This window comes from Kocuria sp. KSNUG, from assembly GCF_049532735.1.
Taxonomy (GTDB): Bacteria; Actinomycetota; Actinomycetes; order Actinomycetales; family Micrococcaceae; genus Kocuria; species Kocuria rhizophila.
The window spans coordinates 113,006-127,188 of sequence record NZ_CP150981.1; the positions used below are offsets into that span (position 1 = coordinate 113,006).

Below are 14,183 nucleotides of genomic sequence, written 5' to 3' on the forward strand. Positions count from 1 at the left end.
CGAGCGCGGTGATGGTCTGAATGTCTAGTAGGTGAAGGAACGGTCGAGTGCGTCGAGCACCCGGTCCAGATCCGGGACGTAGTGCTCCTCCACCGCGGCCGGCGGGTACGGCATGTGGAACGCTCCCACGCGCAGCACCGGGGCCTCGAGCGAGTAGAAGGCCTGCTCGGTCACGCGCGCGGCGATCTCTCCGCCCAGGCCGCCGAACGTGGGGGCCTCGTGGGCAATCACCAGGCGACCGGTCTTGCGGACCGAGGCGGTGAGCGTGTCGAAGTCGATCGGCGAGATGCTGCGCAGGTCGATGACCTCCACGCTGCGCCCGTCCTCCTCGGCGGCATTCGCCGCGGCCAGCGCCACGGGCACCAGGGGACCCCAGGCCACCACGGTGGCGTCCTCGCCCTCCCGGATCACGGCGGCGGAGAACGGGTCCGTGGGTTCGGCGGTCTCGTCCACCTCGCCCTTGAGCCAGTAGCGGCGCTTGGGCTCGAAGATGATGACCGGGTCGTCGCTCGCGATCGCCTGCTGCTCCATCCAGTAGGCGTCGTGCGCGTTGGACGGGGTGATGATCCGCAGCCCCGCGGTGTGCGCGTACAGCGCCTCCGGGGACTCGGAGTGGTGCTCGACCGACCCGATGACGCCGCCGTACGGGATGCGGATGGTCATGGGCAGCTTGAGCTTGCCCTCGGAGCGCGCGTGGATCTTCGCCACCTGCGTGGTGATCTGGTTGAACGCGGGAAAGGTGAACCCGTCGAACTGGATCTCGCACACCGGGCGGTAACCGCGCTGCGCAAGCCCCACCGCGGTGCCCACGATGCCCGCCTCGCCCAGAGGGCTGTCCAGCACGCGGTGCGCACCGAACCGGGCCTTGAGCCCCTCCGTCACGCGGTACACGCCGCCCAGGGAACCGATGTCCTCCCCCATGAGCATGACCTTGGGGTCGTCCTCCATGGCTCGCGTGAGCCCTGCGGTGATGGCCTTGGCAATGGTCAGCTTGCTCACGCGCCCGCTCCTTCCGGTTCCGAGTTCTGGGCTTCGTCCGCGACGTCGAATCCGGCCTGGTACTCCAGGTACTCGGCGCGCTCGGCGTCCACGAGCGAGTGCGGTTCGGCGTAGACGTGCTCGAACCGGTCCACGAACTCGGGCGGGGTCATGGCGAGGACGTCCGCGCGCATCCGGTTCGCGAGGTCGTCGTTCTCCTGCGCCACGGTGTCGAAGAACGAGTCATCCACACCGTGCTCGGTGCGCAGGTGGACCTTGAGCCGCTCGATGGGATCGAGCAGGCCCCACTGGTCCTCCTCCTCCCGCTTGCGGTACTTGGTGGGATCGTCCGCGGTGGTGTGCGCGCCCATGCGGTAAGTCTCGGCCTCGATGAGGACGGGGCCCTCGCCCTTGCGAATCTTCTCCAGGGCGTAGCGCGTGGCGGCCACCACGGCCAGGATGTCGTTGCCGTCCACCCGCAGGCCCTCGAAGCCGTAGCCCGCCGCCCTCGCGGCGAGGGGTCCGCGGGACTGCGTGGAGAAGGGCACGGAGATGGCCCACTGGTTGTTCTGGATGAAGAACAGCACCGGTGCGTCGTAGGACGCCGCGAAGACCATGGACTCGTGGACCTCGCCCTCGGTGCTGGCACCGTCCCCGAAGTACGCGACCACGGCATCGGGGTCGGTCTCCAGCGGCGTTCCGGCATCCTCGGCGGCCTTGCGGTCCATCATGGTGCCCATGGCGTACCCCACGGCGTGGGGTGCCTGAGAGCCGAGCACCACGGTGTAGAGGTTGAGGTTGTGCTTCTCGGGGTCCCAGCCACCCGCGGTGTGTCCGCGGAAGTAGCGCATGAGCTCGGAGGGCTCCACGCCGCGCTCGAAGGCCACGGCGTGCTCGCGGTAGGAGGGGTAGAGCCTGTCGGTGGGCCGCGTGGGCCACGCGGAGCCGATCTGCGCGGCCTCCTGGCCCCGCAGGGGCACCCAGAGCACCAGCTGTCCCTGGCGCTGCAACGAGGTGCCTTCCTCGTCGATCCGCCGCGACATGGTCATGGAGCGGTAGAGATGCTTGAGGTCATCGACGGTGATGTCCTCCGCATAGGGGGTCAGGAGCGGGTTCTGCGTGACGACGCCGCGCTCGTCCAGCAACTGGTGCCGGGGGAGCGTGCTCTGCACAGCACCCGGATGGGTACGTGGTTCCATGGTCGGTCTCGGTCCTTCCACTGTCTTCATGACCGGAGGATCGCCCCGGTCATGTCGAGCCTTGCGAACACAGGTTCTCGGGGGCGCTCCGCGTCCTCGGTGCTGCCGGGGTGTCGGCATGGTGAGGGGTACGGGAAGGTCGCGCAGAGTTCCAGGAATCGGGCGTTCGCCTCGGGTTCACCAGAGCCTACACGGGCGCGGTTCGAAGTGCCGCAGGTCACAAACCGGGCGTGTTCGCTCGTGGTAACTGACGGGAATCCGTGAGAACCCGGCTCTGCGGCACCCCCGCAAGTGCGCTGCGACCCCCGGGCTCCTTGTGCAGGGCGCAGCCCCGCGGGACCGTGCCGCGCGACCGCCCTCCCTCCGCCCCGACCGACCAGCACGACCCCGTGCAGCGCCGACCAGGACGAACCGTTCCTCGCTCCACCGGCTTCTGCGAGAACTCCCAGACAACCGGGCGGTCGCGTGCGTGGCGTTGGCCCCGTCGGGCCGAAATCGGCCTGCCCGGCCCACCGCTCCCCGACCGGCGTGCCCAGATCCGCGTCCACCGGGTCCCCGCCGCGGTGGCCGGACTGACGCGGGCTGCGGGTACCAGCCGTGGGCGCGGGCGCCTCACGCCCCCGGGCAGCGACGCCTCGCCCTCACCGGGCCGGCGGCGCACCGCCACCCTGGACCCTCTCCCCCTCCAGGCCGACGTGCTCCTCCCACCCGGCGTACACGTAGGTCTCGGTCCGGACTCCCGGCCCGTGGGGAACGGCTGCGGCCAGCTGCCGCTCGTGGGCCTCCACGGTCGGGTTGCCGGACCCTGAGATGCCCTGGGCTCCCACGACGTAGAGGTTCATCTCGTGCGCCGCGGTTCCCAGTGGCCCGCCCTTGTAGCCCACCGCGCCCGCGTAGGGCGTGTTCACCCGCACCGTGGACCGGCGTCCACCGTCCGGGTTGGGCACGCCGTCCAGGGTGGGGACCAGGTCGTCGACGTGCTCCACGGCCATCACCGAGGTCTCGGCAGGAATGGCGAAGTCCCCCACGGGGGCGCCGTACGTGGTGACGGCCTGGACGTCGTAGCGGCTGCGGAACTCCTGGTTCGCGGCGAGCCCAGCGGCGTCGATCCCGCCCAGGCTGTGGCCCGTGAGCACCACCGTGTCCCCGGGGCGGATGCCCGCGTCCTGCAGGGCCTGCAACGCCATGCGCTGAGCCTGCGGGAGCTCGGTGAGGGAGTCCGTGGGGGATGCCGTCATACCCTGGCCGATGCCCTTGAGGTCGTGCACACCGGGCCCGTCCGACCACTGCTCGGTCCCGGTGAGAACCACCGAGTACGCGCTGCGTCCGTCCGCGCCGGTGGCCTTCTGCACCATCACCGTGCTGTTCTCCACGGATTCGCCGCTCGCGTCCGCGCCCGAGACGATGTTCTTGGCGTCCTTGAGGGCCGCGGCCGTTCCGGCCACGGTGGTGGGCACGGCGCCGTCGTGGCGCACACCGGCGGGCAGGGGCCTGCGGGGCAGCGGCGTCATGTGGTGCTCACGCGCAGTGCGCGGGGTGACTCCCGTGAACACCTCTCGCCGCGCCGGGTACAGGGGATGGTCCTCCTCCAGGTTGCGAACCACTCCCCCGAGCGCCGCCCCGGTGCGTTCCGCCGGGTTCAACCGACGGCCTTCGCGATACAGCGCGTACACACCGGCCGCCCCGGGCACAGCCATCGTCATCGCGGCCACGGCCACCTCCAGTTCCGAGATGTCCGCGCCGTCCGCGGCAGGAGGTTCCTCAGCAAGGGACCCCTCCGTCACCCTGCGACCGGCGGTCGAGAGCCGCTCCACCGCGATGTTCCGCAGCTGCTCACCGATCGTCGGGCGCCGCCCCGTGGCCGACGCCGCGGGGCCGGCTGCCGCGCCTGACGCCCCCTCGGCCGCACCATCCTCCGCCGTAGCGCCGGACCCGGCCGCGGCGCCGTCGGGCCACGGCAGCTGGAGGGCCCCGTCCAGGAGGTCGTCCAGGCCCGGACCGCGGACTATCGCGTCCGTGCCGTGGGGACCTCCGCCGCGGACCAGGAGCCCGAAGCCGGTGAACCGGACGTCGTCCCAGAAAGCCTCGGGGCTGTCGATCCCGGCGCGGGTGAAGGCCACCTCGAGATCCTCCACCGAGCGTGCCATGTCCCGCAGGAACGCGACTCCCGCTCCCGGCCAGGGTGCCTTCAGCTGCTCGGCGCTGAACGCCCCGGTGATGGTCCGCTCGGCCGCCTCGTAGCGCTGCGCGGCCACCTCGAGCTTCCGGGCCGTGTGGGAGACCTCCGCCGCGTGGTCCAGCACACCCGTCACGAGCAGCCCCGACACCACCGCCGCGTCACCCAGCAGGGGCTCTCCGGTCAGGGCCCACAGCTGCGCCTCGACCGCGAGCGGCGTGAGGGTGGCCGCCACCTCGCGGCACTCCGAGGCCACGCGCGAGAGGTCCCCGCACGTGGCCCGCATCCCGTCCGTGTCCACCGTGGTCCCGCCGCCCACTCCCGCGCCGCTGTGCACGACCATGGTTTCCCGTGCGCCGGCCACCGCGGCCGCGACGTCCTGCTCGGACTCGAACCCCTCCGCCGCGGGACGCGACGCCGCCGCGTCACCGTACAGCTCACCCTGCAGATCCTCCGCGGGACCGCGGAGCTCCGTGACGGCTCCACCCGGCGACGCCGCCTGGCGGGGTTCGTGGGCCGGTGGCGCCGGATGCGTCGGGCGGCCCGCACCGTCCACGGGGCTCACGGCCGACGCCCCGCGGGTGCGGTCAGGAGACCCGGCCCCAGGACGGCCCCGAGGGTGGACAGCAGCGGGGCGCCGATTCCCGCCGCGGTCTCGAGCTCCGCGAGGCGGTCCGCGAGCGCGGTCGCGGACCAGCGCAGCGTCCGGGAGACCTCCCGGCACATCGCGATGTCCTCGCCCAGTCCGGCCACGTCTTGCTCCACCCGAATCTTGAAGAGGCGGGCGCCCGGTCCGCACCAGGTCCCGTGCACCTCTCCGGCCTCGGCCACCCGGGCACGCAGGACGCCCAGGTGCTCGGCGGCGTCGTCGTACCGCTGGGCGAGAGCCGTGAGGTGCTCGTGGACCAGTCCGCTGATCCCGGGGAACGCCCCGGGCGCGGCGGCGAGTGCCGTGGGTGTCATGTGGTGTCCTCTCCGCACTGCGCGGACGGGGGGCTCGTCGCGCGGGACCAGGCTAGAAAGCCGTGCGGCGGAGCGAGAGCCGCCCGGTGGGGGCTGGGGACTCGGGCCTCCCGGGCCACCCCGGGTGCCCGGCGGTGCAGGCCCCTCGCCGCGGCACCTCGCACCGGGCGGGCGCCCCCTGGCCCGTGGAAGAATGGGAACCATGTCGAATGCCGCGCAGACCCTCCCGTCCGGACGAGTGGCCCTGGGCCAGCAGAGCCCCGCCTTGGCGCTGGGACCGCTGGACGGCCGCTACCGCCCGCAGACCGCCCCCCTGGTGGACCACCTCTCCGAGGCCGCGCTGAATCGCGAGCGAGTGCACGTGGAGGTCGAGTGGTTCATCCACCTGTGCGCCCAGCGCGCACTGGCCGGCCTGGAGCCCCTCACGGCCGAACAGGAAGCGGGACTGCGCGCCATCGTGACCGGCTTCGACGCCGCCGCCGTGGCGGAACTCGCGGAGCTCGAAGCCGTCACGGTCCACGACGTGAAGGCGGTGGAGTACTTCATCGGGCGGCGCCTGCCGGAGCTGGGCCTCGGGCACCTCACGCCCCTGGTGCACTTCGCGTGCACCTCCGAGGACATCAACAACCTCTCCTACGCCCTGGGCGTCAAGGACGCGGTGGAGCAGGTCTGGCTGCCCGCGGCGCGCGGTCTCGTGGCGGCGGTCTCCGCCATGGCCCGCGAGGCCAAGGCAGTGCCCATGCTCTCCCGCACGCACGGCCAGCCCGCCACGCCCACCACCCTGGGCAAGGAGCTCGCGGTCTTCGCCCACCGCCTGGACCGTCAGGTGCAGCGCGTGGCCGGCACCGAGTTCCTGGGCAAGCTCAACGGCGCCACCGGAACCTTCGCGGCCCACACCGCCGCCGCACCGGACACGGACTGGCCGGGGATCTCCCGCTCGTTCGTGACCGGCCTGGGGCTCACGTGGAACCCCCTGACCACCCAGATCGAGTCCCACGACTGGCAGGCCGAGCTCTACTCGGACGTGGCGCGCTTCAACCGGATCCTGCACAACCTGTGCACGGACGTGTGGTCCTACATCTCGATCGGCTACTTCCAGCAGATCCCCGTGGAGGGCGCCACGGGATCCTCCACCATGCCGCACAAGGTCAACCCCATCCGGTTCGAGAACGCGGAGGCCAACGCGGAGATCTCCTGCTCCCTGCTGGACACCCTGGCCGCCACGCTCGTGACCTCCCGGTGGCAGCGGGACCTCACCGACTCCTCCTCCCAGCGCAACATCGGCGTGGCCTTCGGGCACTCGCTGCTGGCCATCTCCAACGTGGTCAAGGGCCTGGAGCGCCTGGACGTCGCGGAGGCCACCCTGGCGGAGGACCTCGACCAGAACTGGGAGGTGCTCGGGGAGGCCGTCCAGACCGCCATGCGGGCGGAGGCCGTTGCGGGCCGCGAGGGGATGGGCAACCCCTACGAGCGGCTCAGGGATCTGACCCGCGGACACCGCGTGGACGCCCGGCGCATGCGGGAGTTCATCGCTGGGCTGGGGCTGTCCGAGGAGACCGCCCAGCGCCTCAGCGCACTGACCCCGGGCGGGTACACCGGGCTGGCGGAACAGCTCGTGGACTCCTACGGCCTCTGAGCCGCGGCAACCAGCTCGCGCTCCCGAACGCCTCGGCCGTGCGCCGAGACGTTCGGAGAGGCGCTCTCCGAGGCGGTCTGTGCAGAGTTCACGTGCTCGGTGGTCCAGCGGCGGACCAGCGCGGGCACGTTGGTGGTGATCTGCTGGACCCCCAGGGCCAGGCACACGTGGGTGTCCGCGAAGGTGTCCACCGTCCACACCCGCAGCACGGATCCGCGCTGGAGCCACTGCTCCACCAGCCGGGGGTTGTCCCGCACGAACCGGATCCCCGGCCCCGCGAGCTCCACCTCCCCACGGGAGATGAGGGGCACCCCGGGAGGCATCACGAGGCGCATGCCCGCGCGGCACACGGCGGCGGTGGCGGTGCCCACGCCGAGACCGGCGCGCACCGACTCCACGGTGGACTGAGAGACCAGCTGGCACACGTGGCGCGGTGGCACGTGGTCCAGCACGTGGCGCACGGCATCCGGGTGGAAGCTCATGATCGAGACCGTCACGGTTCCGAGCATCCCGGTCTCCGGGTTCCAGCCGCGCCGCATGAGCAGCACGAGCAGGGCCTCCTCCAGCCCGTGGCCGTACGGGCTGGGGTGCTTGGTCTCCACGGCGAGGCCCATGGGACGCCCGGCGGCCAGCAGCAGGTCCAGCAGCTCGTCCAGCGTGAGCAGCTGCTCGTGGGCCGCCCCGTGGGACGGCGGGATCTCCACACCCTTCCACGAGGTGAAGTCCAGCTCCCGCAGCTGCGCCAGGGTGTGCTGGGCCACTGGCCCGGAGCCGTTGGACGTGCGGCCCAGCTGGGCGTCGTGGTGCAGCACCAGGTGGCCGTCACGTGTCAGGTGGACGTCGCACTCCACGCCGTCCGCGCCGTCGGCGATCGCCTGGACGTAGGCCGCCCGGGTCAGCTCCGGATAGCGGTGCGAGGATCCGCGGTGCGCGTAGATCAGAGGACGGGCGGGAGGACGTTCGGTCGAGGCAGCCACGGCCCCACGGTAGGAAGCCGCGGCGACGGGAGACCGAGCACCAACTGACGCGCCAGTAGCCTTGGGATGACGTCCGCGTGAACGAACAGGCGCCCCGAGGACGGTGGTCCCCGGGGCGCCCGCTCCGTCACGCGGCCTGCAGTGTCACTCGCGCCCGGTGGTGGCGGTCTCCAGGGCCTCCTGCTGGGAGGCTGTGGTCCCGCCCTCGAACGCCTCTGCGCGGTCCCCGAGGGTCAGGTTGGGAGGGAACTGCTCCGGGAACTCCCCGAACGCCTCGTCGGCGGACTTGATGACCTGACGGGCCATGGCCAGGTTGGCGCCGCCGCCCACGAACGCGCCGATCCCGAAGGGCAGGGCGCGGCCCAGCATGGCACCGGACTGGCGGGCGATGAAGCGCTTGACGAACATGCTGCGGATGGACCGGCCCACGTCGAAGAACTTGGCGTTGCTGCCGGACTTGCCCATCATGAGCCCCCACTTGTTGGAGATGCTCTTGCTCGTGGAGGAGCTGGTGAGCAGCTGGCCCATGAGCGCCTGCCCGTCGTCCCCGAGCATCAGGGCCATGACCATGGTGCGGTTCTGGTCCTCGTCCTTGGGCTCGACCCCGTGCAGCTCCGCGACCGCCTGGGCGTAGAGCGCGGTCGCCTCGAGGTAGCCGGTGACGGCCACCGAGGACAGCCCGAAGGAGGTCAGGGTCCCGATCCCCCGGATCGCGGCGGTGGCGCCCACCGCGCCGCCGCCCGCGGTCACCGAGCGCACGTAGAGCTTGCGTGCGCGCTTGGCGAGCTGCGCGGGCGTCTCGTCGGGGTGCTGCCTGCGCATGTGCTTGATCATCTTGACCACCCAGGGCCGCTGGACGCGCAGCGCGTGGTTCAGGAACTTCTCCACGCCCGGCGACGGCTGCCCGTGCTCGTCGAACGCCTTGTTCAGGGGGTTTACGCGCATCTGTGTCCACTCCTCGAGACGGATAGGGGCTGCTCGGCGGCCGAGGCCGAGCACATCGGACTCACTATGGCACAGCGCTCGCGGCGGCGCGCGGGCCCGCGCACCCCGTACGCCCAGGGCACACAAGCCCCGGGCCCGGCAGACGGCACGCTCCGGGGCGGGTCCGCGCACGAAGTCCTCCCACGCGTTCAGCCGTCGCAGCAGGTCCGTCTTCTTGGAGGCGTGCCCGGACATCCGCTCGAGCACCGAGGACAGGGTGCGGATGGCCTCCACCACGAAGGGCCCCTTGTTGAGCATCACGCACTCGGCCTGCTGGCCCTGGGCGGCGTCCGTGATCTCCGCACGGGAGGGCAGCCCCTTCTTGGCGAGGGTCTCCAGCACCTGCGTGGCCCAGATGACGGGAACGTGCGCGGCCTCGCACAGCCACAGGATCTCCTGCTGGACCTCCGCCATGCGCTCGAAACCGGTCTCCACGGCCAGGTCCCCGCGGGCGATCATCACACCGGAGTCCTGCCACCGCATGGCCTCGAGCAGCACCATGGGCAGGTGCTCGAAGCCGCCCACGGTCTCGATCTTGAGCGTGATGTCCACCGAGTCGGCCCCCAGCGCCTGCAGCTCGGCCAGGAGGTCTGCCACGTCCTGGGCGCTGCGCACGAAGGACATGTTGACGATGTCCGCGTGCTGGACGACGAACGCCAGGTCCTCCCGGTCCTTCGCAGTCAGCGCGGGGATCCGCAGATCCGTGTCGGGGAAGTTGATGCCCTTCTCGGCCTTGAGCTTGCTGCCCGCCGGGCTCGCGTGGGTGATCTCCACGTCCATGTGCTCGGCGTGCACGTGGCGGATCACGCCACCGATCTTCCCGTCGTCCAGCCACACGCGCTGGCCCGCCGCGGCGTCCTGGAACGCCTCGGGCAGTGTGCACCCAACGCGCACCGGGGACGGTCCGCCCACCGGGACCGGATCCGTGCTGTTGAGCAGCCGCAGCGTGTCCCCCGTGGCCACGCGGAGGTACTGCTCGGTCTCCGGCAGCTCCCCCAGGGTGGCCTCGGAACCGTCCCGGGTGCGCAGCACCAGACCCGTGGCGAAGTAGACGGTCTTGGAGAACTCCACCAGCACGGCGTCGTCGTGGGTCTCAACGACCCGCAGGGTGCGACCGGAGTCCCGCGCGTCCCGCAGCTGGAGGCGTTCGCCCACCGTGCGCTCGGCGAGCCACTGCTCGGGTGCGACCGCCACCGCGGGGACGTCCTCCGAGTGCTGGGCCCCGAGCCACAGGCGAGCGGGGCGGATCACGTGACCCGTGGCGTCCCGCTCGGGCTTGATCTTCTCGACGCGCGGCCCGGGCTCCACGGGGCCGGTGCGCACCTTGGGCCCGGCCAGGTCCATGGCGATGCGCACGTCCGTGCCCAGGTCCGACGCCGCGGCCCGCAGGTGCTCGATCATCCTGGACCACTCCTGCGGTCCGTCATGGGCGCAGTTGATGCGGGCCACGTCCATGCCGGCAGCCACCATGCGGGTGACGAGCGCGGGGTCCTGGGCCGCCTCCGAGGGCATGGTGACCATGATGCGCGTGGCCCTGCCCTCCGGCGCCTGGCCCACCAGCCGCACGGTGTTCCGCGCCAGCGTGACCGGTCCGGAGCGCAGGTCCTCCCCGGGGAGCAGCCCGGGGTCGAGGTCCGGCAGCTGAGGGTCCGGTAACCCCGCCACGGCGGCGAGGGTCCGGGCCACGGCGGTGAGGTGCTCGGCCACGCCCGACTCCATGCGCCCCAGGGATGAGACGCCCAGGCCCGCGAGCTGGATCTGCAGGTCCCGGACGTCCTCGGAGCGCACCGCGGTGTAGTCCACCAGGTTGACCGCGGAGTGCCGGTGGCGGGGGGCCACCCCGTTGATGCCCTCGAGCCGTGCCTCGCGTGCCGCACGGATCCGCCGCAGCAGCTCGCGCACCCGCTCCAGGCACAGGGCGGCGCACTCGGCCCGCGGGGGGATCTCCTCGGACTCCGTGACGGTCATGGTTCTCCTCGTGTGGCGGGCTGCGGGTGCCCCCACCGTAGGCGGCGCAGGTCAACCGGAGGTGAACAGCCTTGGCCGCGCGGTCTCAGTGGGTGCTGAAGTCCGTGTACTGCCCCGTGGCGGGACCGAAGTGCTCGTCCACCGTGATCACCGCGCCCGGGGTGTCCCGCGAGATCAGCGCCTGCAGGAATTCCCCCACGGCCCAGCGCGGCCCCTCGGCGACGACGCCCACGGTGCCGTCCTCGTTGTTGGTCGCGGTGCCCGTGAGCCCCAGCTTCTCGGCCTGCCGCCAGCACCAGTACCTGAACCCCACGCCCTGAACCGTGCCGTGCACCACGGCGGTGAGGGCGATGACCTCGGTGAGGTCCAGGGACTCCTGGCCGCGGCCGCCGGAGGATTCGGGGTGGATCGATGGCGTCTCCATGCTCTCAGCCTAGAAGACCGCCCGGTGTGCGACACCCCTGCCGGGGTGTCGCACACCGGGCGGTGCGGACTGCCTGATCGCGGTCCGAGCTGCTGCGGCCGCGGCGGGAGCCCCGGTCAGTCGAGCGAGTCGACGGCCTCGGCCACGGGGGTGTCCCCGTCCGCGAACTCGATGAACTTCTTCGCGGTCCCCTGCGGGTCCGCGAGCACCCGGGCGGCCACGAGGGCCACGTTGCCGCGCGCGGTGTCGTTGGAGTCGCCCTCCCCCGCCCTGCCGAGCGCGATGGCGCCCGAGGCGGCGTCGTCGGTGAGCATCCCGGGGCCCAGGATGGTCCAGGTGAGCGAGCTGGCGCGCAGGTGGTCGTCCGCGTCCGCCTTGGACTGGGCGTACGCGTGGAAGTCGTTGTCCTCCGGGACCCCGTGGTCCTGACCCGCCCCCATGTAGGAGACCATGACGTAGTGCTTCACCCCGGCGGCCTCAGCGGCGTCCATCGAGCGGATGGCCGCGTCCCGGTCCACGGCGTAGGTGCGTTCCGGGGATCCACCGCCTGCACCGGCGGACCAGACCACGGCGTCCTGGCTGGACAGCAGCTCCGTGAGGGCGGCCACGTCCATGTCCTGGACGTCCGCCACGACCGGGTTCGCCCCCGTGTCCTCGATGTCCTGGCGCTGCTCCTCCTTGCGGATCACGGCATTGACCGTGTCCCCCTGTGCGGCGAGCAGCCTGCTCAGCTGCAGCCCCACCTTGCCGTGGCCGCCGATGATCGTGATCTCAGTCATCTCGAAGTCCCTCCTGTCGGAACGAATCCTGCCGGGGCCGTGTCCGCCCCCGGGCCACGTACAGCGGTGGGCGGCACGCGAATATTCCGCGGCTCCCGCACCACCGGTCGAGCCCAGCGGCGTCGTGCGTTCTGAAGCCCGCCTCAGCAGCTCACGGTGGTGGACAGGCCCGAGGTCAGCTTGCGGACCAAGCCCTGGAGGTCGGCCTGGAGGTGCTGGACCAGACTGTCGGAGATCACTCCCACGAGGCCGTGGACGATGAAACGGTCGCACTCGCCCTCGTCCTCGCCCGGGGCCGCCCCCTGCTGCTCGCGCACGTCCCGCAACCCGGCGACCGCGTGGTCCACCACCGCGTCGCGCACCATGAAGCATCCCGGTCCGGACAGCACGGCGCGGTAGAAGGCGCGGAACTGCTCGACGTGTCTGGCGATGGGCGGCAGAACAGCGTCCCAGGGGCTGCCTCCCGCCGCCCGGGCCGCATCCAGGTCCAGGGGCACCTGCTCGAGCAGGGACTCGGTGGTGCGGCGCAGCACCTGGTCGCGGGATCCGAAGTTCTCGTACACGGCCTTGCGGCTGACTCCCGCGGCATCGGCGATCTCGGTCATTCCCACCTGCGCGCCGCGGTCGGCCACCAGGGCCACTGTGGCTCTCACCACCGCTGCGCGGGTGCGTTCGATCCGCCGGTCCATGTGCTCTCCCATGAATTGTCGAAACCAGGGCCCAGTCATTCAACTCCTCACGGGGCGGATGCGCGACAACCTAAAGGGTGGGACCGGGGCTCTGCGGGCGCCCCGGGGTGACCGCCTCCACGAGGAACAGCTGGCCGGTCCCCGTGGCCGTCACGGTGCACGGTCCGCCCAGGCGGATGAGTGATTCCCCTGCCCTCACGCGGGTTCCCGCAGCGGGCCGTGCGGCGCTCCCCGCCCCCGGGGCCTCCTGCTCGGGGTCGACGACGCCGCCCGCCCCGGTGCGTGCGGCGGTCACCTCGTCCGCCTCCACGCGGTGGGCGCCCACCTCCAGGGAGCCCTCGGTGACGAGCACCAGGCACGTGTCCGCGATCTCCCGCACGAGCGGCGTCTGCGGGGTGACCCGGGCGCAGAGCAGGGAGACGGCCGGGTCCCACAGGGGATAGCGCACGGCTCCGTCCTCGGCGGTGCGCGCCACCAGCGGCGTCACGGGCTGCTGGGTCTCGGCCATGACCCGCAGCAGCTCGGGAACGTCCACGTGCTTGGACGTGAGCCCGGCGCGCAGCACGTTGTCCGAGCAGCCCATGATCTCCACGGCCGTTCCGCTGAGGTAGGCGTGGACCTGCCGCGCGGGGGTGAACAGCGCCTGCCCCGGGCTGAGGTGGACCACGTTCATGCACAGCGCCACGAGCAGACCCCGGTCATCAGGATGGTGGTGGGTCAGCAGCCGGATGAGCCGGCGCGCACGCTCGCCCGGGCCCTGCTCGGGGGACAACGACACGGTCCCCTCTTGTGCGGACGCCGTCGTGTCGGGCGCGGGGGCGGCCGCGGTGACGCTTTCGCGCACGGCGGCCGCGGCGGCGGCGTCGGAGAGCTCCAGCGCGTGGCGCAGCGGGCAGGGGGAGGCCGCCGCCGTGGCGAGCCATGAGAGACCGAGGTCCTCGGCCACGACCGAGAGCTGCTCCCGGCTCTGCTGTCCCGCGAGCAGCCACATGTCCGTGAGGGCCACCACGGTCTCGGGCTTGGCGTGGGGGTCCTTGTAGTTGCGGTGGGGGGCATCCAGGGCGACGCCTGCAGCGTTCTCCCGCGCAAACCCCTCGCGGGCCTGCTCGGACGTGGGGTGGACCTGGATGGACAGGGGTGCGTCGATGGCCAGGATCTTGAGCAGGAACGGCAGGTGGGGGGCCAGCTCGTCGAGCCCGCGCTGCTGCCCGCCCACGCTCACGCGGGACGGTGCGCTGGAGTGCGCGCCCATCCACAGCTCCGCCTCGGGCTCTTCAGTGGGGCCGGGACGGCCCTGCATCTCGGCGAGCACCGAGCAGGACCCCCAGGCGTAGTGCTGGATCGGGTTGCTCATCCTCAGGAACTCGGCCATGGCTCTCATGTAACCACAGCGGCCCACGGATGCCCGGG

Annotated in this window: 11 protein-coding genes; 1 reads left to right on the forward strand and 10 read right to left on the reverse strand. The window is 71.9% G+C overall.

The window, feature by feature from the left end:
• Window positions 1–24: 24 nt before the first annotated feature.
• The 4 genes from AABM36_RS00515 to AABM36_RS00530 form a co-directional block, all read right to left on the reverse strand.
• Window positions 25–999, reverse strand: coding sequence for an alpha-ketoacid dehydrogenase subunit beta (locus AABM36_RS00515; protein WP_423446672.1), 975 nt, complete (start codon window positions 997–999; stop codon window positions 25–27).
• Complete coding sequence (locus AABM36_RS00520; protein ID WP_423446674.1) at window positions 996–2,207, reverse strand: thiamine pyrophosphate-dependent enzyme; 1,212 nt, start codon at window positions 2,205–2,207, stop codon at window positions 996–998. The genes AABM36_RS00515 and AABM36_RS00520 overlap by 4 nt, the downstream gene beginning before the upstream one ends.
• Window positions 2,208–2,818: 611 nt before the next feature.
• Entirely contained in the window at window positions 2,819–4,918 is a 2,100-nt protein-coding gene (locus AABM36_RS00525) for a lipase family protein (RefSeq protein ID WP_423446676.1), read from the reverse strand.
• Complete coding sequence (locus AABM36_RS00530) at window positions 4,915–5,316, reverse strand: hypothetical protein (RefSeq protein WP_423446678.1); 402 nt, start codon at window positions 5,314–5,316, stop codon at window positions 4,915–4,917. Before AABM36_RS00530 ends, AABM36_RS00525 begins: the two co-directional genes overlap by 4 nt.
• Before the next feature lie 193 nt (window positions 5,317–5,509).
• Here AABM36_RS00530 and purB point away from each other — a divergent pair, with 193 nt between their 5' ends.
• Window positions 5,510–6,952, forward strand: coding sequence for an adenylosuccinate lyase (purB, locus tag AABM36_RS00535; RefSeq protein ID WP_423446680.1), 1,443 nt, complete (start codon window positions 5,510–5,512; stop codon window positions 6,950–6,952).
• On the opposite strand, the gene AABM36_RS00540 is transcribed toward purB, so the two are convergent.
• The 6 genes from AABM36_RS00540 to manA form a co-directional block, all read right to left on the reverse strand.
• Window positions 6,940–7,929, reverse strand: coding sequence for a glycerophosphodiester phosphodiesterase (locus AABM36_RS00540; protein ID WP_423446681.1), 990 nt, complete (start codon window positions 7,927–7,929; stop codon window positions 6,940–6,942). The genes purB and AABM36_RS00540 overlap by 13 nt on opposite strands.
• A gap of 144 nt (window positions 7,930–8,073) precedes the next feature.
• Window positions 8,074–10,881: a pyruvate kinase gene (locus AABM36_RS00545; RefSeq protein WP_423446683.1), complete on the reverse strand. Its 2,808-nt coding sequence runs from the start codon at window positions 10,879–10,881 to the stop codon at window positions 8,074–8,076.
• 85 nt (window positions 10,882–10,966) lie between these two features.
• On the reverse strand, window positions 10,967–11,305 hold the full coding sequence (locus tag AABM36_RS00550) for an acylphosphatase (RefSeq protein WP_423446685.1): 339 nt from the start codon (window positions 11,303–11,305) through the stop codon (window positions 10,967–10,969).
• A 116-nt stretch (window positions 11,306–11,421) separates the two neighbouring features.
• Entirely contained in the window at window positions 11,422–12,084 is a 663-nt protein-coding gene (locus AABM36_RS00555; protein WP_423446687.1) for an SDR family oxidoreductase, read from the reverse strand.
• A gap of 143 nt (window positions 12,085–12,227) precedes the next feature.
• On the reverse strand, window positions 12,228–12,785 hold the full coding sequence (locus tag AABM36_RS00560) for a TetR/AcrR family transcriptional regulator (RefSeq protein ID WP_423446689.1): 558 nt from the start codon (window positions 12,783–12,785) through the stop codon (window positions 12,228–12,230).
• Window positions 12,786–12,843: 58 nt separating this feature from the next.
• Window positions 12,844–14,145 carry a mannose-6-phosphate isomerase, class I gene (manA, locus tag AABM36_RS00565; RefSeq protein ID WP_423446691.1) on the reverse strand — a complete coding sequence of 434 codons (1,302 nt, stop codon included), beginning with the start codon at window positions 14,143–14,145 and terminating at the stop codon, window positions 12,844–12,846.
• Window positions 14,146–14,183 lie beyond the last annotated feature (38 nt).